Origin of the sequence: Kutzneria viridogrisea DSM 43870 (assembly GCF_000525635.1) — a bacterium.
Classification (GTDB): Bacteria; Actinomycetota; Actinomycetes; order Mycobacteriales; family Pseudonocardiaceae; genus Kutzneria; species Kutzneria viridogrisea.
This window is the reverse complement of record NZ_CP007155.1, coordinates 6,429,675-6,452,292: the sequence shown is the minus strand read 5'-3', so window position 1 is coordinate 6,452,292 and position 22,618 is coordinate 6,429,675. Positions and strand designations below refer to the sequence as shown.

The following is a 22,618-nucleotide window of genomic DNA, read 5'->3' as shown; positions in this document are numbered from 1 at the left end:
TTCCGGCCGGGTAAGCAAATTCGTGCCGGGAATCTTCCACGTGGCCCTCTAGGGAAAACACTAGTGCTCATACCGCTGTTTCGACGGTAAGACTGGAAGGGCGTCCGGCCGTGGATTGCCGTCTGGCCGGATCGCAATACCGCCACGACGGCAAATCCATTCCGAGGTCAGGTGGGGTCGCCATGCGGGTTGTGATCGTGGCCGTGGGGACGCGTGGTGACGTCGCCCCCTACACCGGACTGGCCGCGCGGTTCGCCCAGGAGGGGCACGAGGTCGCCATCGCCGCGTACCGGCCCTTCGCCGAGCTGGTCACCTCGGCCGGCGCCGAGTTCGTCGCCCTGCCTGGCGACCCGCGGTCGGCCACCTCGTGGACCCAGGTCCAGCACGGTTCCAAGATCGGCACCGGACCGCTCGGGCTGGCCAGGCTGATGCGGCTGATGACCGAGGAGATGGTGGAGCTGGCCGAGGCGATCCGGCTGGCCGCCTGCGAGCGCGCCGACGTGCTGCTGCTGTCCATGCCCGCGACGCTGGGCTACCACGTCGCCGAGCACCTCGGCCTGCCCAGCATGGGCGTCTTCCTGCAACCGGCGTTCCCGACCGCGGAGCACCCGCCCTCCCTGCTGGGGTTCGGCCGCTCGCTGGGCGGGCTGGGCAACCGGCTGGCAGGCCACCTCGTACTCGGCTCGATGGGCGCGATCTTCGCCCGCGCCATCAAGGCCGTGCGGGCACGGCTCGACCTGCCCGCGCTCAGCCCGGCCGAGCTGACCAGGGCGATGTCGGCGTGGCCGGTGCAGCACGGCTACAGCCCGACCCTGTTGCCGCGCCCCCGCGACTGGCGGCAGGGCCTGGACGTCGCCGGCTTCCTGTGGCCCGCGCCCGACCCCGCGTGGCGGCCACCGCGTGAGCTGCTCGAGTTCCTCGATGACGGGCCGCCCCCGGTGTACGTGGGCTTCGGCAGCCGGGTGTTCGGCGACGCGCCACGCCTGAGCCGACTCGTCGACGAGGCGCTGGCCGCGGCGGGGGTGCGCGGGGTGATCCAGGCCGGTTGGGCGGACCTGCGCGCGAGGTCGACGCGGTCGATCACCATCGGCGAGGCACCGCACTCGTGGCTGTTCCCCAGGATGGGCGCGCTGGTGCACCACGCCGGCGCGGGCACCAGCGCGGCAGGGCTGCTGGCCGGTCGCCCGACGGTGTCGGTGCCCGTGCTGGCCGACCAGCCGTTCTGGGCGTCCCGGCTGACGATGCTCGGGGTGGGCCCCAAACCGGTGCCGCACCGCAAGCTCACCGCCGAGCGGCTGGCCGGGGCGATCCGGGCCGCGATCGGGCACCAGCCCTACCGCGAACGGGCACTGGAGCTGTCGGCCAGGTTGCGCGCCGAGGACGGTGCGGGACAGGTCGTCGCCGCGGTGGAACGGCTCGTGCGGACCGCGGCGGCCGACCCGAGGAGGCAGTCGTGAACCCGTTGCGGGAACTGAAGATCGGCCTCACCACGCTGGCCATGCGCTCGGTGGTGCGCGGACTGGCCCTGACCGGTGACCCGGTGGCCACCGTACTGGGCCGCAGGGCGCTGGCCGACCCGTATCCGCACTACGAGCGGATCAGGGCGCGCGGTGAGGTCAGCAGGCACGTCATCGGGCTGTACCTGACGGCGGGGCACGGCACCGGCAAGGCGGTGCTGCGCGACCCCAGGTTCGGCGTCGAACCCGCCGTCGACCACGGCGGCGTGGACTGGAACCGCGAACCCGGCGACGAGTACCGGCTGGTCCACCCGATGGAGCAGTCCATCCTCACCATGAACCCGCCCGGCCACACCAGGCTGCGGCACCTGGTCTCCCCGTGGTTCACCCCGTCGGCACTGCGCGAGTTCACGCCCCAGGTGCACCGCATCGTCGAGGAGGCGCTGGACGCGGTGTCCGCGCGGGCCCGGTTCGACCTGGTGGCGGAGTTCGCCGCGCGGGTGCCGATCCAGGTGATCAGCGCGCTGTTCGACATCCCCGCCGCCGACCAGGTCCGCTTCGCGCGCTGGGGCAGCGTGCTGACCGGCACCCTGGACGGCATCCGCACGATGGCCGAGCGCAGGGCCGTGCACCGCACGGTGTCGGAGATGACCGAGTTCCTCACCGACCTGCTCGCCCGCCGCCGCACCGGTGCGGGCATCGACATGATCAGCAAGCTGGCCCGCTCCGAGCTGGGTGAGTCCAGCCAGGGCGTGCGCGAGTTGGTCGCGCTGATCGGCCTGCTGCTGGTCGCCGGGTTCGAGACCACGATCAACGTCATCGGCAGCGGGGCGCTGCGGTTGATGCGTGACACCGAGCTGCGCACCGCACTGCTGGACGAGCCCGAACTGGCCGCCCCGATCGTGGAGGAGATCATGCGGCTGGAGCCGCCGGTGCAGTTCACCCTGCGCAAGGCACTCGAGCCGGTGACGGTGGCCGGACAGGACCTGGCCGAGGGCGCCAGCTGGTGGTGCTGATCGCCGGGGCCAACCGCGACCCCTCGGCTTTCCCGGACCCCACGCGCTTCGACCCGTTGCGTGCCAACGTCCGAGACCACCTCGCCTTCTCCAGCGGCGTGCACTACTGCCTCGGTGCCGGTCTGGCCAGGATCACCGCGGCGGCCGCACTGCGCGGGCTGTTCCAGCGCATGCCGGGACTGGGGCAGGCGGGACCCGCCCGCTACAAGCAGACCCGCAACATCCGTGGCTGCTCGACCATTCCCGTTCAGCACACGGGAACCAGGATTTCCCTTGGGGGGTAAGGACACCGCCATGACCACCATCGCCATCGCGGGCGGCGAGGCCACCGACTTCGCGCGGCCGCTCGCCCAGACCGACAAACTGGGCTTCCTCATCCAGCCGCCCAGGATGTCCATCATCGTCACCACCTTCGTGGAGGGTGTCGGCCGGATCGACCCGGAGCGGCTGACCGAGGCCGTGGCGGTCGCGGCGCGGGCCTGCCCCGGGATGCGGCTGGCGCTGACCTCCGAGGAGCCGGTGTGGCGGGACACCGGCCTCGCGCCGAGGGTCCGGGTCGTCGAGGCCGCGCGGTTCGACTTCGAGCAGTTCGCCGACGAGCCCAACATCCGTGAGGGCCTGGTCGAGGAGGGCGGCCCCACCTGCGAGGTGGTCCTGATCGAGGGGACCGACTCCACGGTGCTGTTCCGCGCACACCACGCCGTCACCGACGGCGCCGGGATGCGCACGTGGATCCAGGAGGTCTTCCGCGCCCTGCGCGGGGAACAGCCGCTGGGGGCCACCGATCCCCGCAACATCGACGAGTTGCTGGCCAGCCTGCCCAAGCCCGCGTGCGAGGAGGAGCCCGCACCGGAGACGCCGATCCCGTCCGTGCTGCCCAGGCCGAGCGAACTCACTCCACGGCGCCACTTCTGGTTGCGCCGCACCGTGCCCGGCAACCACCCCGCCGTGGTCGCCAAGATCGCCGCCGCGCTCACCGCCGCCAGTGGACTGGACCAGGGTGGCTTCTGGATCCCCGTGGACCTGCGCAGGCACCTGCCGGAGCTGCGCACGACGGCCGGTCTGGCCAAGGTGATCACCCTGCGGACCGGGCGCGGCGAGGACTGGACTCAGGTGCAGGACCGGCTGCTGGCCCTGCTGGCCGAGAACTACGACCTGGTCGACCACTTCGACTACGGCCCGCTCGCCGAGTACTCGCTGGCCGAGATCAGGGACTTCCTGGACACCAGGGAGGAGGAGTCGATCCAGATCGCCGAGCGCGACTACGGCGGCAGCGCGGCACTGTCGCACCTGGGCAGGTTCGAACTGGCCGAGCTGTCCACCGAGTCCTTCGAGGCGACCACCGTCTACGGCCTGCCCAGCCTCGGCTACGCGTCCATGCCGCTGTTCGACATCGCCGAGTGCGACGGACGTACCGAGATCGTGGCCACCTGGTACGACGGCCCCGGCATGGTCGAGCGCCTCGGTGAACTGCTCGACGACATCGCCGAGTCGTTGGCGCCCGCCGCCCACCAGCGGTGGGTTGGCAACGACACGCACCGCGCGCTGCCGCCGACACCGACGCTGACCGCCCTGTTCGCCGAGCAGGTGGCCAGGACCCCGGACGCGCTGGCACTGGACGGACCGCAGGGGCCGATGACCTACGCGGAACTGGACCGGCGGGCCGAATCGGTGGCCGCGGTGCTGCGCGGGACCGGCGTGCGGCCGGACACCGTGGTCGGCATCCTCGCCGATCGGAGCCCGGCCGCGGTGACCGCGATCTGGGGCGTGCTCAAGGCGGGGGCCGCGTTCCTCGCGCTGGACCCGCGCAACCCCGACAGCAGGCTGGGGGAGTTGCTCGCCGACGCGGGTGCGCGGATCTGCCTCGCCGCGCGCGCCGACGCCCACCGCGTCCCGGGCGTCGAGGTGATCGTGCTGGACTCCGTGCCCACCAGCGACGCGCCCGCACCGGCCGACGCCGTGCGACCGGGTGACCTGGCCTACGTGATCTACACCTCCGGCTCGACCGGGCGCCCCAAGGGCGTGCAGATCGAGCACCACAGCATCGTCAACTACAGCCTGTGGGCGGCAAGGGCCTACGGCTTCGACGACACGACCAGGATCCCGCTGATCGCGCCGATGTCGTTCGACTGGGCGTACAACACGCTGTTCCCGCCGATGCTGGCCGGGTCGACGGTCGTGCTGGTGCCCGAGGAACCCGACCACGTCGTGCTGCGCAGGATGCTCACCGAGTCCGGGGCGAACGCCGCCTCGCTCACCCCGGTCCACCTGGACATTCTGTCCACAATGGACCTCCAGCTGTCGGGGTACCGGTTCGTGGTGTCCTGTGGTGAGCCGCTGCCGACCTCGGTGGCCGAGCGCACGCAGGCGCTGTTCGGGCCGGACTGCCGGGTGGTCAACGCGTACGGGCCCACCGAGGCGGCCATCGCCTGCACCGCGACGGTCTACCGGGGCGAGAGCGGACCTGGCAACCTCAGCATCGGGCTGCCCGGCGACAACACGCGGGTGTTCCTGCTCGACGGCCACCGCCGTGCCGTGCCACCCGGCGAGGTCGGCGAGATCTACCTGGCAGGGGAGCAACTCGCGCGCGGCTACCACGGCCGCGCGGACCTGACCAGGGACCGCTTCGTGCGCCTGGCCGACGGCACCCGTGCCTACCGCACCGGCGACCTCGGCAGGCTGCTGCCCGACGGCTGGCTGGCCTGCCTCGGCAGGGTGGACCGCCAGATCAAGGTCAACGGGTTCCGGGTGGAGCCGGACGAGGTGGCCAGGACGCTGGAACGCCATCCGGCGGTGCGCAGCGCGGTGGTCACCGGGGTGCGTCGCGGTGAGCGGGGCAAGGTGCTGTGCGGCTACGCGGTGACCGAGGCCGATCCCGCCGAACTCCGGGCGTTCCTGGCGGATCTGCTGCCCGCGCACATGGTCCCGGTGAGCATCACGCCACTGGCCGAGCTGCCGGTGAGCCCGAACGGGAAGATCGACGTCAACGCCCTGCCCGACCCCTTCGCCACCGCCGCGCCCGCGGGCGGCGCGCGGGCCACCGACGACACCGAGGCGGCGATCGGCGCCATCTGGGCAAAGGTGCTCGGCGTGGACGGAGCCGCCATCGCCGGTGACTCGGAGTTCACGCAGCTGGGCGGCACCTCGACGGCCATGATCAAGATGGTCGCCGAGGTCTGCGCCGAGGTGGTCGGCGCCGGGGGCGAGCGGGAGTTCATGCGCCGACTGCCCGAGGTCATCGGCAACCCGACCCTGGCGGCGGTGTGCTCGCTGGCCAGGTCCGCGAGGAGGCCCAGTGCGGTTCGATGACGTGCGGATCTTCGACGGCGAACAGGTGATCGAGCGGGGCAGGGTGCTCGTCCGCGACGGGGTGATCGCCGAGGTCGAGCCCCTGCCCGCCGAGGGCCCGGCCACGCACACCCTGCTGCCCGGGTTGATCGACGCGCACACGCACGTCTTCGGGTGGACGGGCAACCTCCAGCTGGCGCTGGCCTTCGGCGTCACCACCGAACTGGACATGTTCTGCTACCCGCCACCGCTGGCCGACCAACTGCGCACCGCTGCCGCCGCGGCGACCGACATGGCCGAGCTGTACAGCGCGGGCACCGTGGTCGGTCCGCCGGGCGGATACGCCAGCACGGTCGTGCCTGAGGCGCCGACCCTGGACGGACCGCGAGAGGCCGACGCGTTCGTGGCCGCACGGGTGGCTGAGGGCTCGCAGTACATCAAGATCGTGCTCGACAACGGCGCCACCCACGGCATGTCCGTGCCCTCGCTGGACCTGGCCACCGTCACGGCGGTCGCCGAGGCCGCGCGGGCACGGGGCCTGCGCACGGTCGCGCACATCTGCGACGCCCAAGGCGTGCGACTGGCACTGGAGGCCGGGGTGGACACCGTGACCCACGTGCCGTTGGCGGAGGTCCTCGACGCCGACATCGCGGACCGGGCGGCGCGCCGGGGGCAGGTGCACATCCCGACACTGGCCATGATGGAGATGACCGCGGGCGCACCGGGCGGGCGGAGCCTGGCAGACGATCCGCGCCTCGCCCCGCGGCTGCCCGAACGGCTGCGTGCCGCGATCACCGAGAGCCGGGAGAGCCTGGCCGGTGATCACCTCGGACCGGACGCGGACTTCGCCAACGCCCTCACCAGCGTGCGCCGCCTGCACGAGGCCGGGGTGCGCGTGCTCGCGGGCACCGACGCCGACGACGTGCCCGGCAAGTCGGCTCCCGTGGTGCACGGGGTGAGCATCCACCGGGAGTTGGCCCTGCTCGTCGAAGCCGGGCTCAGCCCGGTGCAGGCGCTGGTCGCGGCCACCTCGGCGCCCGCCGAGCACTTCGGGCTCGCCGACCGGGGGCGCATCAGGCCGGGGCTGCGCGCGGACCTGCTGCTGGTCGAGGGCGACCCGACCGAGGACATCACCGCGACAAGGGCGATCTCGGGAGTGTGGCGCCAGGGCGTGCGGTGCGACCGCGAGGCCTGCCTTGCCAGTCAACGAGGAGTGGAGTGACCATGACGACTGCGGACGCCGCCACCCAGCAGGCCAACCCGCTGGCCGCGTTGTTCGATCCCGGCGTGCGGGCCGATCCCTATCCGCTCTACCGCGCGCTGCGCGAGCAGGGGCCGCTTGTCAGCCCCGACGGCTCGCTGGCCACCGTCGGCTCGCACCGCGACTGCCTGCGCGTGCTGCACGACCCGAGGATGAGCAACCGGCCGAGCCTGGACCCGCTGCCGCCCGACGCACCGCCTCAGTCGTTCCTGTTCCTCGACCCGCCCGACCACACCAGGCTGCGTTCATTGGTGTCCAAGGCGTTCACCCCGAGGGCCGTGGCCAGGCTGGCGCCCAGGATCACCAAGATCGTCGACGACGCGCTGGACGCCGCTGCCGAGCGGGGCGGCATGGACCTGGTCGAGGACCTGGCGGCCCCGCTGCCGATCACCGTCATCAGCGAGTGGCTCGGGGTGCCGACGCAGGACGGCCCACTGCTGCGGGGCTGGTCGGAGGTGATCACCAGGGCGCTCGACCCGGTCGGCGCCGCCGACGAGCAGACCGTGCTGGCCAGCCAACAGGCCGGTGGCGAGCTGGCGGCCTACTTCGGCGAGCTGATCGCCGTGCGCTCTCGCGAGGAGGGTACCGACCTGCTCTCCCAGTTGGTGCGGGTCGAGGAGCGCGGTGAGAAGCTGACGATCGGCGAACTGCTGGCCACCATCGGGCTGCTGCTGGTCGCCGGGCACGAGACCACGACGAGCCTGATCTCCAACGGGCTGCTGGCCATGCTGCGCAACCAGGCGGAGCTCGACCGGTTGCGCGCCGACCCGTCGCTGGCCGAGCGGGCGGTGGAGGAGACACTGCGCTACGACGCACCGGTGCAGCTGACCCACCGATTGGCCACAAAGGACACTGTGATCGGCTCGGCCGAGGTGCCCAGGGGCAGCATGGTCGCGCTCATGCTGGCCGCCGCGAACCGGGACCCCGAGCTGCACCGAGACCCGGACGTGTTCTCCCTGGAGCGCGAGGACACCACGCACCTGGCGTTCTCGGCAGGCCCGCACTACTGCGTCGGTGCCGGTCTGGCGCGCCTGGAGGCCGCCGTGGTGTTCCGCAGGTTCACCGCCAGGGTGGTGCGCCCCGAGGTCGACGAGAGCTCGCTGGTCTACCGCCCGCACATCAACCTGCGCGGCCCGGCCCGGATGTCGCTGGGGTTCTCGGCGGTGCGCCGGGACTGACCGTCCACTGAGGATCGTGATGAGGGGAGCAGCCCGGGGCTGCTCCCCTCATCACGTCAGCGCTGTCCGAACAGCAGGGCGACGCGGCAGGTGTGCGGGTACTGGGGATCGAAGGTGGGCGGCATGGGGCGTGCGTGCTCGGCGGCCAGGTCGGCGAGCTCGCGGGTGTGTGCCTGCCAGCCGTGGACGGTCAGCCACCGCGTTGGCTCGGTGGTGGATTCGTTGCGCCACAACGACACCAGCATGGCCAACGTGTCGTCCTGCCCGGTTGCCAGCAGCTGCCTGGTCGGCTCGGTCAGCAGCATGTCGCGGGTCAGCGCCTCGATGGCGATCCGGCTGCCGGGCGCGCTGAGCTCGCTGATCCCGGCCAGCAACCGGTCGGTGTCCTGCTCGCTGAGGTACACCACGAGGCCCTCCAGCAGCCAGGCGCTGGGCAGCCGCGGGTCGAACCCGCTGTCCAGCAGGCTGCGTGCCCAGTCCTCGCGCAGGTCGGCGGTCACCACGACACGCTGGCACAACGGGGCGGCCCCCGTCCTGGCCAGTACTGACTCCTTGACCCCCAGCACGTCCGCACGGTCCACTTCGTACACTCGGGTGCCTTCCGGCCACGGCAGCCGGTACGCCCTGCTGTCCAGCCCGGCGGCCACCACGACGACCTGTCGGCAACCGGCCTCGGCGGCGCCGAACAGGTAGTCGTCGAACAGCTTCGTCCGCAGGGCCAGATAGTCGCCCATCGCCGAGGAGACCACTGTGGCGTCCTCCTCGAACCGCTGCGCCTGCCACGCGCCGGAGGCGCGGACGAACTCGGCGGCCAACCGGTCCTCGAACAGCCGATCGGGCCGCAGGCTCTCCTGGGCCCGCGCCATGGCCACCCCCAGCGCCGTCGAACCGATCTCCGACAGCGCCGCCAGCTCACGCAGGCGCTCCTCCACCAGGTCGGCGGCCCGTACCGCGCCGTCCATGGCCACGATCTCCGCCCGCAGCGCGGAAACGGCCGCCCGCATCCGCTCGTCGGCCGCCACGTCCAGCACCGCCTGCCTGAGCTGCGCCGCCGTTGTCCGCGCGAGGTCGATCGTGCGGGCCACCCCGGTGCGCACCGCCTGGGCCGTCGTGGCGTGGTGATCGATCAGCTCCGGTGCCAACAGCATGGGAGTGCCCTGCCGGACCGAGTTCATGATCGCGCCCATGCCGCCGTTGTTCAGGCACACCGAGGCGTGCGCCAGCACCGAGCGCATCGGCACCCAGGACCGCACCTCGAAGTTCGGCGGGTACTCGCGGCCCGCACCCTCGGCCTCGCCGCCAAGGGTGAGCACGACGTGCCAGTCCAGTTCGCCGAAGGCGTCCACGCACAGCCGGGTGAAGTCCTTGTCCTGCTTGACCATGGACCCCAGCGAGATCAGCAACACCGGTTTGCCGTCCGAGGGCGGCTGCCAGTCCCCGACGTAGGACCGCCCCTCGACGGCGGGGCCGACGATCTGGTGGTTGGGGGCGAGCTTCTCCCGGTCCGGATGGAAGCTGGGCGGCAGGAAGCACAGCGCCAGTTCCCGGGTGCTCGCCGACTCGTCCTCGCCGAGCCCGTGTGCGGCCTTCGCCTTGGCCAACCGCCCGCCCAGCTCGATCAGCTCGGGGTCGTCCAGCCCGGGGAACGCCTGTTCCAGTCGTGCCTGCCGCCAGTCCACGTTGTCGTCATAGGCGAAGTGCAGGTGCGTGATGACGACCGGGACCTGCCAGCGCCTGGCCAGCACCATGGCCGCGTCGAACATCATCGGGTCGGCGAGGATCAGCGCCGGTCGGTCACCCTCGAGCGCCTCGCCCAACTCGTCGATCAGCAGCAGGCTCTGCTCGACGAACCGCATCCCCATCAGGGTCGCCTTGGCTGTGGTCACCTCGCCCATGCCGGCGAACGTGGCGTTGTCGGCCATCTCGTCGGGGTAGACCAGCAGGCGCGCGCCACTGCGTTCGACCTCAGCGGAAAAGGACTCGCTGGCGCCGTAGGTGACCCGGTGCCCGCGACGCACGAGTTCCTCGGCGAAGTTGAGCGTCGGGTAGACGTGGCCGTACAGGGGAAGGCTGAGATAGAGGAGGTGCTGCTCGACAGTGGCCATGCACGCCATACTCGCGCCACGAATCGATGTGCCGGTGACCTGGTGTGTGCTCCCAATGAATTCCCTAGTCCTTTGTCGGCAGGGGGAGTTCTCGTCAGCTTGTCGCGTGTGGAATCGAAGTTCCTTATCAGTACAGGGATCCCTCGGTGTACTGATTACGGGCAGCATCGGTTCCCTTGCCGGATGTCCTATGTGGTGGGCTTGCGCAGTCGTTGCTGATCACCGCAACGCCTCCGCCAGTGCCCGCACATCGGGCTCGCGGACCACGGAGTAATGGTCCCCGGGAAGGTCGATGACGCGGGCGTCACCAGTGCACCGGTCGAGCCAGGCCTGAGCGACCTCGGGAGCCGCACCGGCCCGGTGGATGCGCACCTGCCCGCCGTACGAGGGAGCCTCGTAGGCCAGCAGCGCCCGGGTGTTGCGGGCGAACCGCTCGAAGATGGCGGCCAGCGTGTCGAGATCGACGTCCGCGGGCAGCACCTTGGCGGCTCGGGCCTGCGAGTACAGCCCGCGCAGGCTCTCGCAGTGACCGGGCGTCCAGTCCACTCCGGACAGTCCGGCCAGGTCGCGGGCGAACCAGGCATACAACCGCTCGTCGGCCACCGGCTCGGTGCGAGCGCCAGGCGGCTCGATGATGTCGATCAGGTCGACCCGCTCCACCGAGTCGAGCAGGGTGGCCATCTCCAGAGCGATCATGCCGCCCATGGACCAGCCACCGAGCCGGCACCGGCCGCCGGGCAGTGTCTGCACGTAGTGCTTGGCCATCTCGGGAATGGAGCTCAACGCGGAATCGGGTACCTGTAGGGCGTAGACGGGCTGGTCCGGCCCGAGCAGTTCGGCGAGGGCCGAGTAGCAGAGCACGTCCCCACCGACCGGGTGCACGAGCACCAGCGGGGTCAGCGATCCGGTCTCCCGGATGGGCACCAGCGCCTCTCGCGAGCGCACCCGCGAGTCCCGCACCACCTCGGCCAGCGCCGCGATCGTCGGGTGTCCGAAGAGGACGGACAGCGGGAGTGAGCGGTCCAGTTCCGTACTGATCCGCGACATCATCCGCACCGCGAGCAGGGAGTTGCCGCCCAGCGAGAAGAAACTGGTGGACACGCCGAACTCGCGATCGGCGAAGAACTCCCGCCAGATCCCGGTGAGCTGCTGCTCCACCTCGTCGCGCGGGGCCACCAGCTCGACCGGTTCCTCGTCCACCGCGGGCAGCGCGGAGCGGTCCAGCTTCCCGTTGGCGCCCAAGGGAAGTTCGGGCAGCACCATGATGTGCTTGGGTACCAGGTAGTCCGGCAGCTCGTTGCGCAGCGAGGCGGCCAGTTCCTCCGGCGAGGCCTCGGTGGTCAGCACCACGTATCCGGCCAGACGCAGGTTGTGCCGTTCACCGAGCACGGTCACCACCGCCGCGCGAACCCTGGGGTCGCGCAGCAGCGCGGCCTCGATCTCGCCCAGTTCCACCCGGTACCCGTTGACCTTCACCTGGAAGTCCCGTCGGCCGAGGAACTCGATGGTGCCGTCGGGCAGGTACCGGCCGAGGTCCCCGGTCCGGTAGAGCCGTTCCCCTGTCTCCGGGTGCCGCACGAAGCTGGCCCCCGTCTTGTCCGGGTCGCCCAGGTAGCCCCGGGCGAGGCCGGCCCCGGCGATGTACAGCTCACCGGTCACCCAGGTCGGGCAGTGCCGCCACAGCTCGTCGAGCACGTGGAACCGTTGGTTGCGCAGGGGTTTGCCGTACGGGACCGAAGCCCAGTCCGGGTCGGTCTCGGTGATCGGGTAGCAGATCGACCAGATGGCCGCCTCCGTCGCACCGCCGAGGCTGTACACGGAGACGTCCGGGGCGATGGCCTGGATCCGCGCCGGCAGGGTCACCGGGATCCAGTCGCCGCTGAGCATGACCACCCGCAGCGGAACCCGTCGCGGCTGGTGTGCGACGAACATCTCCATCAGGGTCGGCACGCTGTTCCACACCGTCACCCCGTGCTCGGCCACGAGTTCGGCCCAGCGGGCGGGTTCCCGATGCGCCCCGGGCTCGGGCAGCACGAGCGCCGCCCCGGCGGCCAGGGTGCCGAAGATGTCGTACACCGAGAGGTCGAAGTTCAGCGCGGACAGGCCGAGCACCCGGTCGGCCGGGCCGATGCCGAACCGCTCGTTGACGTCCAGCACGGTGTTCAGTGCGGCGGCGTGCTCGATCATCACCCCCTTGGGGGTGCCGGTGGAGCCCGAGGTGAAGATCACGTAGGCCAGGTCGGAGGGCCGCGCCGTGGTCTGCGGCACCGCGCCTTCGGGCAACTCGCCGTCCACGCTGAGCCGGGGCGCCTGGCTGGGCCACTCCGTGCGCTGCTCGATGTGGCGCTGGGTCAGGATCGCCGCCGCCCCGGACTCGGTGAGCAGCACCCGCAGCCGCTCGGTGGGCACCTCGGCGTCGATCGGCACGTAGGCCGCGCCGGCCTTGAGCGTGCCCAGCACGGCGATCACCTGGTGCGGGCTCTTGTCCATGACCACCGCGACCAGTCGCCCGCGGGCCCGTTCGCCCAGCCAGTGGGCAACGCGGTCGGACAGCTCGTCCAACTCGCCGTAGGTGAGGTCCGGGCCGGCGATGGCGATGGCCGCCGGATCCTTCGCGACCTGGCGCAGGAACGGCTCGTGCAGCAGCCCGGGCTCCACCGGCCACTCGGTCGCGTTGGCCTCCTGCCGGGCCGCCAACTCGGCGGGCGGCACCAGGTTGGGCGCGGTGCTCCGCCAGAGATCCGGGTCACCGGCCAGCCCGCGAAGAAGCTCCACATAGGACCGGAACATGGTTTCGACGAGGTGCTCCGGGAACAGGTCGGCGACCACGTCCCAGTTCACCACCAGCTCGCCGGCCTCCTCGATCACCTGGTGGTCCAGCCACACCTGCGGTGTGCGCACGCTGGCCGACACCTCGGTGCCGCCCTCGCCCAGTCCGAGCAGGTGGTGCACCATGCCGGTCATGCCGCCGCCCTGCTCCCTGGCGGCGAAGTTCACCATGCTGGCGAACACCACCGGCATGCTGGCCCCGACGGTGTTGCCGCGCGCCCGGTTGTACTCACGCAGCACCTCCACCCCGGAGACCTCGCTGTGCTCCAGATCGGTCCACAGCCTGCGCTGCACCCGCTCGGCGACCCCGGCGAAGGTCGGCGCGGCCAGGGTGTCGACCTCCAACAGGGTGGTGGTGCTGAAGTTACCGACCACAGCGTCCACCTGCTCGTGCAACGCCATCCGGTTGGAGAACATCACGTTGAGGGTGAACCGGCTGCGCCCGCTCCAGGTGGCCAGCACCCAGGCGTAGGCCGCGCACAGCGCCGCCGAGGGGGTGACCCCGCGGGTCCCGGCCAACCGCTGGAACTCAGACCACTCCACAGTGGACAGCCGGGCGTCGTGGTGCGCGAACTCCGGAATTCCTACCAGGGCAGGGTTCTTGGCCAGCGGCAACTGCGGGGCAGGCGGCATCTCGACAACCCGCTCGCGCCAGTATCGCAGTGCCTTCTCGGGATCCTGCCGGGTGGCGGTCGCCGTCACGTAGTCCCGGAAGGTCAGCGACAGTTCGGGCAGCGCTTCCCTGCCCTCGTGGTAGACCTGCGCCCATTCCCGGAAGAGCAGGGCCGAGCTCCACCCGTCGACGACCAGGGCGTCCAGTCCGATGTGGAGCCTGGTGGTCCGCGTGTCCAGCCGGGTGGCCCTGATCTCGAACAGCGGCCACCGCGCCGGGTCGAACACCCGGGCCTTCATCTCGGCGCCGACCCGCTCGGCCGGTCCGTCCGTGGCACGGATGGTGTAGCCGGGCACCTCGGGCAGCACCCGTTGGGTGCCCTCGGGGCTGATCACGGCGCGCAGCATGTCGTGCCGCTCGATCAGCACGGACAGGGCACTGTTGAGACGGTCCAGGTCCAGCCCGGCCACGTCGACCTCGATGAACGAGTACGTGTTCACCCCGCCCAACTCGAAGGCGGTGGAGCGGCCCATCAGGTAGGCCTGCTGGAGGTCGGTCAGCGGGAACGGCTCGAACCGGGCGTCCACCTCGGCGAGCACCGGTTGCCGCTTCGGCGCGGTGTCCAGCCTGGCTGCCAGTTCGACCACGTCCTGGGCATCGAGGAAGGCCTCCAGCGTCGGCGCCACCCCGAGTTCGGCGCGCAGCGCCTCACAGGCCTCCATCGCCATCCAGGAGTCCAGCCCCAGGTTCCCCAGCGGCTCGTCCACGGCCAACTGCTCGAGCCCGAGCACCCGCGCCACGATCGAGGCCACCACGTCCCGCACTTCGTTGTGCGCGGGCGGAACCCGATCCCGGTGTGCCTCGGCGACCACTCGTCCGGAAGGCTCCGCCAGCACGGCCGAACCCTGCTTGACGTGACAGTACAGCTCGGAACTCGCTGGCAGGCCAAGGAAGGTGAAGTATCCGATCCGGTCCGGCTGGACCTCCGCGAGCTGGAACATCGCGTCGATCAGCTGGGCGACCGTCTCGGGCCGCTTGATCAGCGCCACCGATTCGGCGCCGCGATGCCAGACGCGCTCGATACATCGGGCCGAGGCGCCCAGGTACACACCCCGGCGCCACAGTCGACGGTAGAGCTCCTCCCCGCTGCTCCCCGCCGTGGTCAGAAGTGCCTTGAAGTCCACAGTGGACTCTTGGGCGCCCGTTTCGAGGCGGCCCCGGCAGTGTTGCCGCCACTGGGAGTCCCGCTCCGAGCAGTGCCGAAACCAGCCGTCCGGTTCGACCAGGAACTGTGCCCGCAGCCGCTCTGCCGGATCCACTCGAAGCTCTTGCAGCGCCTCGAAATCCGTGATCGTCACGGCTTCGGAACCGTGTAGCTCCTTCGCCGCCGCCAGCGCCGTCGCCAGGTACAGCCCGAAGCTCGCCGTGGGCACACCGGCCACCACGTGCTCGTCCAGCAATCGCAGGTCGGCCGGTGCCAACTCGGTCTCGAACTGCACGGTGTCCAACGGCGAGGAGAGCCGCCTGCCCAGCAGGGAGCTGTTCCGGTAGCGCTCACGGCCAGCCTGTTCGAGCACCACGTGGGCGTTCGTGCCGCTGGCGCCGAAAGAACTCACCCCCACCACGGCCGGACTGGGCAGCGCCGTGACTTCGGTCGGGATCCGCATCGGCCCGGCTTCCGGGGTGACCTCGGCGAGGTTGGGCTGCGGCGGCACCTCGCCGTGCACCAGACACAGCACCGCCTTGAGGAACCCGGCGATCCCGGCCGCCGACTCCAGGTGGCCGATGTTGGCCTTCACCGACCCCACCAGGAGGTCCCGCTCACCGAACACCTCGCGCAGCCCGCGCAGCTCGGCCGGATCACCGGCCGGGGTGCCGGTTCCGTGCGCCTCCACGTAGCCGACCTGCTCGGGCCGGATGCCGCAACCGCGCAGCGCCTGCCGGATCAGCTCGCTCTGCGCCGCCGGGTTCGGGGCGGTGATGCCGACCGTGCGGCCGTCCTGGTTGACCGCCGAACCGCGGATCACCGCCCAGATGTGGTCGCCGGCGGCCTCGGCGTCGGTGAGTCGCTTCAGCACGACCAGCCCGCAGCCCTCGCCGCGCACGTACCCGTCGGCGCGCACGTCGAACACTCGGCTGCGGCAGGTTGGCGAGAGCATCCGTGCGTTGTCCAGTACCTCGAACCAGTCGGCCGACCGCACCGTGTTCACACCGCCGGCCAACGCCATCGCCGACTCGCCGGTGCGCAGGCTCTGGCAGGCCAGGTGCACGGCGACCAGGGAGGACGAGGTCGCCGTGTCCACCGCGAGGCTCGGCCCGCTCAACCCGAGCTGGTAGGACAGCCGCCCGGCGGCGAACGGGGTCGTACCGGTCAGGTCGTACGCCGACCGCTCGGCCGTGGTGTGTCCGTGACCGGCGATCCCGACGAACACTCCCGTCGGGTGCCCGGCCAGCCGCTGTGGGGCACACCCGGCGTGTTCCAGCGCCTGCCAGCCGACCTCCAGCAGCAGCCGGTGCCGCGGGTCCATCGCGGCGGCCTCCCTCGGTGCGATGCCGAACCTGGCCGCGTCGAACTGGTCCAGTCCATCGATCAGCCCGGCCCGGAACGTGCGCCCGGCCGCCGAACTGTCCGGTGGCACCGGTCCGATGCCGTCCCCGCCGCGACGCAGGAACCGCCAGTAGGAGTCCGGATCGCTGACGCCACCGGGCATGCGGCAAGCCATGCCCACGACCGCGATCGGATCGGCCGAGCCCTTTCGGGCAGTGCAGGGGTCGTTCACCGGCCTGTCCCATCATCAAAGTCCACCCAGGTCGGCGAATGGTCCCAACCGTTCGGAGCACGCACTACCGACGATCGGCGGGAGAAGTTTGATTCACAACTACCAGTCGGAGCCTGGCCTCCCAGGGGCGGCCGCGGGACCGGCCGTGGACGTCGGGCCAACGGCACTATTGCCACGTAAGGGTGTCTTTGCGACATTGAACGCGAGGTGGCCGGAACCGCCGTTCGGCGACAGCCGCACCTGAGCGGATGTGCAGATGGTGCCTCGTTGGGCCTACTTGGATTCGACGCGTCCGAACGGGTTGGGGTCGGCCGCCAACGCGTCACACGCTGCCTGCCAAGCGGAATCCCCGGGGTAGAGCTCGGTGCGGAGGTAGGCCCAGGTGAGCCGCTGGACCGCGGCGACTCGCTCGGGGTTCTCGTCCGTGGTCTCGGCGACGTCATATCCGGAGATCCCGCCGAGCCCGTGCTCCGCGTCAAACAGGGTGAGCAGGGACTTGGGACCAGGGGAGAGGAGGTACGGATCGGTGTGCCAGTCCGCGCCCGCGACCGTCAGGTGGGTGGAGGTGTCCTTGTCACCGGCGACCACGAGCGCGGGCGTTGTCATATGGGAGAAGTCCGTGGTCGAGAAGAAGGAATAGTTCTGGGCCACGGACTCGGTGAGGGCGTCGCCGCCCCTGCCGGGCGCGGCGAGCAGCACGCCCGCCTTGATCCGAGGTTCGGCCAGGTTCACTTCCGTTCCGTCGTAGGGATCGGTGAGCCGCGCGCCCAGCAGCAGGCTCGCGGTGTGCCCGCCCATCGAGTGCCCGGCCACGGCGACCTTGCTTCGGTTCAGGCGCCCGAGGAGCTGTGGGACGGCGGCTTCGATCGCGTCGAGCTGGTCGAGGATGCGTGTCATGTCCTCGGCCCGCGATCGCCAGTACAGCGGCGCCTCGGGGTCGTCGGTGTCCAGGCTCAGCGTCCTCGAGCTCAGATGGGTGGGCTGGATCACGACAAATCCGTGTGCCGCCCAGAAGTTGGCGAGTGGGGCGTAGCCGTTCAGCGAGGAGAGGTTGTTCGAGTAGCCCTGGCCGTGCGAGAGCAGGATGATCGGCAGCTCGGTTCCGGTCACGGGCGCGGAGACCCGCACCTGGAGATCCACGGCGCGGCCGGGAGCTGGCAGCACCACCGGACTGACCGAAAGGACAGCAGTGGGCGCGCTGACGGTGTCGGCTGCGTGAGTCGGTTCACCCATGATGTGCAGTTCCCTTCCATTTGCCGGACTCAAAGCGGAGCGTAGTTCCGGAACTATATGGAGCGACGTTCCGCTTTGTCAACGGCCGCCCGGGAGGAGAGATCGTGGCCAGAGCCAGCGTCGACAGGTAGAGGCGCTGGCCCGCATGTCGATGCCGTCGAGCTGCTCGGCGTGTCGTCGGATGTCCCGGCCGTGGCGTCGTCAATGCTGGGGTTGTGTCGGAGATTCCCGTGCGAGCGCAGCGAGGCGACCCCAGGCCGGGCAGGCTGGTCGGCATCGACCTGGCCCGGGGGCTGGCCGTGTTCGGGATGTACGCCGCCCACGTCGGACCCGACCCGGAGACCGAGGGCGGTGTGCTCGGTGCTGTGTTGCAGCTCGCGCACGGCCGTTCCTCGGCGCTGTTCGCGGTGCTGGCCGGGGTCTCGGTGGCGATCCTCACCGGCCGGACCGAGCCGGTGTCCGGCCGCGACCGCAGGCAGGCCATGACCCGGATCGCCATCCGCGCCGTGATCCTGGTGGTACTGGGCATCGCGCTGGCCCTGCTCGACACCTCGGTGGCTGTGATCATTCCCTACTACGGGGTGTACTTCCTGCTCGCCTTGCCGTTGGTGCGGCTGCGAGCCCGCGCGCTGGCCGTGCTCGCCGCGGTGTTCGCGGTCGTCGGCCCGCAGCTGTCCTTCGCCATCCGCTTCGCGGGCGCCGTGCCGCAGACTGAGACTCCCGACACAGTCGTGGACGGCATCGCGGAACTGCTCGTGTCCGGCACCTACCCGGCGATCACCTGGATGCCGTTCGTCATCGCTGGCATGGCACTGGGCCGGATCGACATCAGCACCGCGCCGGTGCTGCGCAGGATCGCCTGGCTGGGGACCGTGCTGCTGCTCGCCGGGTACGGGGGCTCGTGGCTGGCGCTGAATGTGTTCGGTGGCCGGGCGGCGCTGCTGGCGTCCCCGCACGCGGCGGCCGTGGCCGCCAGCGAACCGGGCGCGGTCAGCACGGACTCCCTCGCGGGGCTGCTGGTCGCCACACCGCACAGCGGGACGACCTTCGAGGTTCTCGGCGCGCTGGGCTGTGCACTGCTGGTGGTGGCCGGTGCGACGTGGCTGACCCGCAAACCGCGTGTGCTGCTGGTTCCGGTGATCGCGGTCGGCAGGATGTCACTGTCGGCCTACGTCGGGCACGTGCTGGCGATGTGGCTGCTCGACCCGGAGACGATGAGCACCCCGCCGCTACTGGTGCTGCTCGGGTTCGTGCTCACCACTGCCGCGCTGGCCACGCTGTGGAGCCGCGCGTTCCGCAGGGGGCCGCTGGAGCACCTGCTGTACCTCGCGACGACACCGGCACGACTGATCCGGTGATCTCGCCGGAACACGTTCGCACCAGCCGGATGTGGCGCTGCCGGACATCCGGTATCGCCAACCGGGCGATCGCCGCGGGTGGCCCCCTTCCCAGCCTCGCCGCCCGTCCCTAACGTGGAATGAGGATTGCTCCCTGGCGAACACGATCCCCGCAGCCAGCCCAAGCGCAATGCACGTGAATGTCCACACCTGTCAGGGAAAGAGGAAGGGCTCAGCAGTTCGCCCAAGAACACCGTACAGCCCGGCAGCCGTGGTTTTCGCCGGCAGTCAGCGCGCTCTCATCGAAGCCAGCTGGATCCGGTTGCCAGGTGCCATGACAAGACCGATGGGTGAGAAGCAACTCGCTTCCGTTGATCATGCAGGCGTGTGCGACAGAGAGGGGCCCGATCGTGTCAGTCAAGCCCGCAGCTCCGGTCGTGAATGCGTCGTCGATGAGTGTCGCCACGCAACTGACACCACACCTGCTGGAACAGGCGGCGGGTCCGGTACAGGTCACCGTGAACTCCGTGGTACGGGAACGCATCGCGGCCTGCCACGAGTTCGCCCTGATTCGCATCGCCGGTGGTACGCCGGTCTACGGTGCCACAACGGGTTTCGGTCCGCTCGTGGCATTTCCCGGTCGCGAGGACTCGGCCGAACAGTGCGACAACGTGCTCGACCACCTGATCGCCGGGCAGGGTCCTGATCTGGAGCCAGCCGTGGCTCGTGCCGCTGTCCTCGCACGGCTCTGGTCACTCGCACAGGGCCTTTCCGGCGTCTCGTTGTCAGTCATCGACGCCCTGATCGCCATGCTGGCTACGGATTTCGCGCCGGCAGTGCCATGTGTGGGGTCGGTCGGCGCCAGCGGGGACCTCATTCCGCTCGCCTACGCGGCGCGCGCACTGCGAGGTGTCGGCAGCGCCTACCTGGCCGGTGAGCGAATGGCGGCCGGAACCGCATTGCGGCTTGCCGGTCTCACTCCCCTGGAGTTGGACGGGCGAGACGCGCTGGCACTGGTCAACGGTACATCGCTGACCGCTGCCGCCACGGGGATCGCGGTCGCCGGGATCCGCAGGTCCCACGTGGTCGCCATGGTGCTGTCGGCGCTGTTGACGGACCTCCTCGGGTCCGACCCGGTGTTCCTGTCGGCGGATCTGCTCGACGCGTTCGGTCACCAGCACGCCACCGACACCGCCCGGCAGTTGCGCGTACTGCTGGCGGGCACCAGCCCGTCGGGAACCCGGCCGTTGCAGGAGCCCTACAGCATCCGCTGTGTACCGCAGCTGCTTGGGGCGGTGGCGTCATCGGTTCACCACGCGGAGCAGGTGGTGTGTGATGACCTCAACGGGGTGAGCGACAACCCGCTGTTCTTCCCCGACCAGAACAAGGTCGTCCATGGCGGCAACTTCTTCGGCCAGCCTTGTGCGTTCGCGGCCGACCTGCTCTCGCTGGCGGCGACACAGCTGGGCAACCTCGCGGAGCGTCAGCTCGACCTGGTGGTCGACCCGCACCGCAACGGTGGGCTGCCACCGATGTTGTCGGCCGAACCCGGCCGTCAGCACGGCATGCAAGGTGTGCAGCTCGCGGCGACCGCGACCCTCGCGGCCATGCGTCGCTGCGCCGTTCCCGCCTCGGTCCAGAGCCTGCCGACGAATCTGCACAACCAGGACGTCGTCCCGCTGGGCACCCAAGCGGCGTTGAACGCGTTGGACACGGCACGTTCTTTGCGATGGCTGCACGGTTCCCTGGCCGTGGCACTGCGCCAGGCCACGCACGTCGGCGCGCGCCGACCGACCGCGCCGGTGTGTGCCTCGGTGCTCGACGCCCTGCGTGAGCTGATTCCGCCCATCGTGGACGACCGGCCGCTCGACGAGGACGTGCGGCGGGCCGCTGACCTGCTCGACGGTTTCGCGAAGAATCCCGGACTGTTCACGGGATCCCGGCCATGACCGCGGCGACCACCGAACGAACGGTCCCCGATGTCGGTTGCGTGACACTTCCGCTGCCGACACAACGGTTCGTCGGGCAGTGCGGTCAGCCAACCCGAACGGCCATCGCCGAAGCCGCCGCGTTCGCGGTGAACGAAGCCGAACACGCGCGCTACCGGTGGCTGCTCGGCCACCAGGCGGCGTTCTGCGTCTGGCGCCTGCTCGCGGACCTGTTGCGCTCGGCACTCGCCCAACCGGACGAGGCACAGCCGCAGGTCGCGGTCGCGGCGCACCTGGTCGACGCGTACTCGGTGCTGCTGCTGTACTCCGGGAGCTGTTCCACCGAGATCTACCACTCCACGATCAGGCCCGAGATGATCGCTGCACACCCGGCGTTCAGCGGCAAATGGTCCAGGGACTACGAACCGCTCCCCGCGTTGATACGCGCCTCGCGGTCCGTTCTGCCAGCGCAGGCCAAAGAGCTCGCCGCAAGCGCGAAGGCCAACCAGCTCGTGCACATGGCCATCGCGGACAAGCTTGTTCCGCAAGGGCAATCGCTGCTGCGCGCGGCCAGCGGTTCCGGTCCGGTCGTGACATCGGAGGTCGAACGCGATCTGTTCGACCAGTTCTTCCTCGTCCAACGCCGCCCCGTCAGCAAGGGGATGCTCATCGGTCAACTCGGTGAGCGGCTCGATCGGATCGCGGCCGACCTCATGGCGAGTCCGCTGCCGGAGCCCCCTTGGCGCGACACCGAGCCGGTCATGTGGTTGCACCGCAACAGTGCTGGAATCTTGGCGGAGGCCACGGGGTGGCTGCGGGAGGTCAGCGTCGGCGATCACGCAGGCACGAAGGGAAGAACATGGGCGAGTTCAAGAACATCGTTGTGAACGGCAAGATCGATGCCTACATCCGCAGCCAGACCGCACCGCAACTGCCCGCCCAGCGCAAGCTGGTCGAGCGGACGCACGCGCTCGGTGACCTCGCCGAGATGCAGATCCCGCACGAGCAGGGCATGTTGCTCACGCTCCTGGTGAAGATCCTGGCTGCCGAACTGGTCGTCGAGGTGGGCACCTTCACCGGGTACTCGGGGCTGTCACTGGCACTCGGTCTGGCGGCGGGCGGCAAGGTGATCACCCTTGACCGGTCCGAGGAGTGGCTGGACCTCGCCAGCGAGGCGTGGCAGGAGGCCGGCGTCGCCGAGCTGATCGAGTTCCGGCTCGGTCCGGCACGGGAAAGCCTGTTCGCACTGCCGGACAGCCCGGAGATCGACCTGGCATTCATCGACGCGGACAAGGTCGGCTACATCGACTACTGGGAGCAGTTGGTGCCGAGGCTGCGTGCCGGCGGCCTGATACTGGCCGACAACGTGCTCTACCGAGGCGAAGCCGCCGATGACAACGCGACCGGCAACGCCAGGGCGATCCGTGAGTTCAACGACCACGTCCTCGCGGACCGCCGCGTCGAGTCGGTGCTGCTCCCAGTCGCGGACGGGTTGACCATCGCCCGCAAGCGCACCCGGTGAACCACGCCCCGATACGTCGGTTCAGCCTGTGAAGAGGAGAACAGTGTGACCGTCAGCGGGATTCCTGAGCA

The 22,618-nt window shown here is 70.4% G+C and carries 13 protein-coding genes; 10 read left to right on the top strand and 3 right to left on the bottom strand.

Features of this window, described 5'->3' with window-relative positions; translation table 11 throughout:
• The first annotated feature begins 182 nt into the window (after positions 1–182).
• Genes KALB_RS28520 through KALB_RS28500 form a run of 6 tightly spaced genes read left to right on the top strand, consistent with a single transcriptional unit; the run spans position 183 to position 8,200 of the window.
• Positions 183–1,457, top strand: a complete 1,275-nt coding sequence (locus tag KALB_RS28520) for a glycosyltransferase (protein ID WP_025359096.1) — start codon at positions 183–185, stop codon at positions 1,455–1,457.
• Positions 1,454–2,473, top strand: coding sequence for a cytochrome P450 family protein (locus tag KALB_RS28515; protein ID WP_051912851.1), 1,020 nt, complete (start codon positions 1,454–1,456; stop codon positions 2,471–2,473). The genes KALB_RS28520 and KALB_RS28515 overlap by 4 nt, the downstream gene beginning before the upstream one ends.
• A complete protein-coding gene (locus tag KALB_RS45830) occupies positions 2,464–2,757 on the top strand; it encodes a cytochrome P450 (RefSeq protein WP_051912850.1) in 294 nt (97 codons plus the stop codon). The genes KALB_RS28515 and KALB_RS45830 overlap by 10 nt, the downstream gene beginning before the upstream one ends.
• A 10-nt stretch (positions 2,758–2,767) precedes the next feature.
• The gene (locus tag KALB_RS28510) at positions 2,768–5,782 is read left to right on the top strand and encodes a non-ribosomal peptide synthetase (RefSeq protein WP_025359095.1); all 3,015 of its coding nucleotides are present in this window, start codon (positions 2,768–2,770) and stop codon (positions 5,780–5,782) included.
• A complete protein-coding gene (locus KALB_RS28505; RefSeq protein ID WP_025359094.1) occupies positions 5,769–6,983 on the top strand; it encodes an amidohydrolase family protein in 1,215 nt (404 codons plus the stop codon). Before KALB_RS28510 ends, KALB_RS28505 begins: the two co-directional genes overlap by 14 nt.
• 2 nt (positions 6,984–6,985) lie before the next feature.
• Entirely contained in the window at positions 6,986–8,200 is a 1,215-nt protein-coding gene (locus KALB_RS28500) for a cytochrome P450 (protein WP_025359093.1), read from the top strand.
• Between the two features lie 56 nt (positions 8,201–8,256).
• Here KALB_RS28500 and KALB_RS48760 read toward each other — a convergent pair whose 3' ends face one another.
• From KALB_RS48760 to KALB_RS28485, 3 genes are all read right to left on the bottom strand, one after another.
• Positions 8,257–10,305 (bottom strand): macrolide family glycosyltransferase, encoded by a 2,049-nt coding sequence (locus tag KALB_RS48760; RefSeq protein WP_201771832.1) that lies wholly within the window; start codon positions 10,303–10,305, stop codon positions 8,257–8,259.
• Positions 10,306–10,524: 219 nt separating this feature from the next.
• On the bottom strand, positions 10,525–16,527 hold the full coding sequence (locus KALB_RS44365; protein WP_025359091.1) for a non-ribosomal peptide synthetase: 6,003 nt from the start codon (positions 16,525–16,527) through the stop codon (positions 10,525–10,527).
• Between the two features lie 273 nt (positions 16,528–16,800).
• A complete protein-coding gene (locus KALB_RS28485; RefSeq protein ID WP_025359090.1) occupies positions 16,801–17,760 on the bottom strand; it encodes an alpha/beta hydrolase family protein in 960 nt (319 codons plus the stop codon).
• Positions 17,761–17,990: 230 nt separating this feature from the next.
• Between KALB_RS28485 and KALB_RS28480 the strand changes: the two genes are divergently transcribed.
• From KALB_RS28480 to KALB_RS28465, 4 genes are all read left to right on the top strand, one after another.
• The gene (locus KALB_RS28480) at positions 17,991–19,118 is read left to right on the top strand and encodes a DUF418 domain-containing protein (protein ID WP_030107720.1); all 1,128 of its coding nucleotides are present in this window, start codon (positions 17,991–17,993) and stop codon (positions 19,116–19,118) included.
• A 431-nt stretch (positions 19,119–19,549) separates the two neighbouring features.
• Positions 19,550–21,046: an HAL/PAL/TAL family ammonia-lyase gene (locus KALB_RS28475; RefSeq protein ID WP_030107719.1), complete on the top strand. Its 1,497-nt coding sequence runs from the start codon at positions 19,550–19,552 to the stop codon at positions 21,044–21,046.
• On the top strand, positions 21,043–21,912 hold the full coding sequence (locus KALB_RS44360) for a 3-methyl-L-tyrosine peroxygenase-related protein (protein ID WP_025359087.1): 870 nt from the start codon (positions 21,043–21,045) through the stop codon (positions 21,910–21,912). The genes KALB_RS28475 and KALB_RS44360 overlap by 4 nt, the downstream gene beginning before the upstream one ends.
• Positions 21,885–22,547, top strand: coding sequence for an O-methyltransferase (locus KALB_RS28465; RefSeq protein ID WP_025359086.1), 663 nt, complete (start codon positions 21,885–21,887; stop codon positions 22,545–22,547). Before KALB_RS44360 ends, KALB_RS28465 begins: the two co-directional genes overlap by 28 nt.
• The last annotated feature ends 71 nt before the right edge of the window (positions 22,548–22,618 follow it).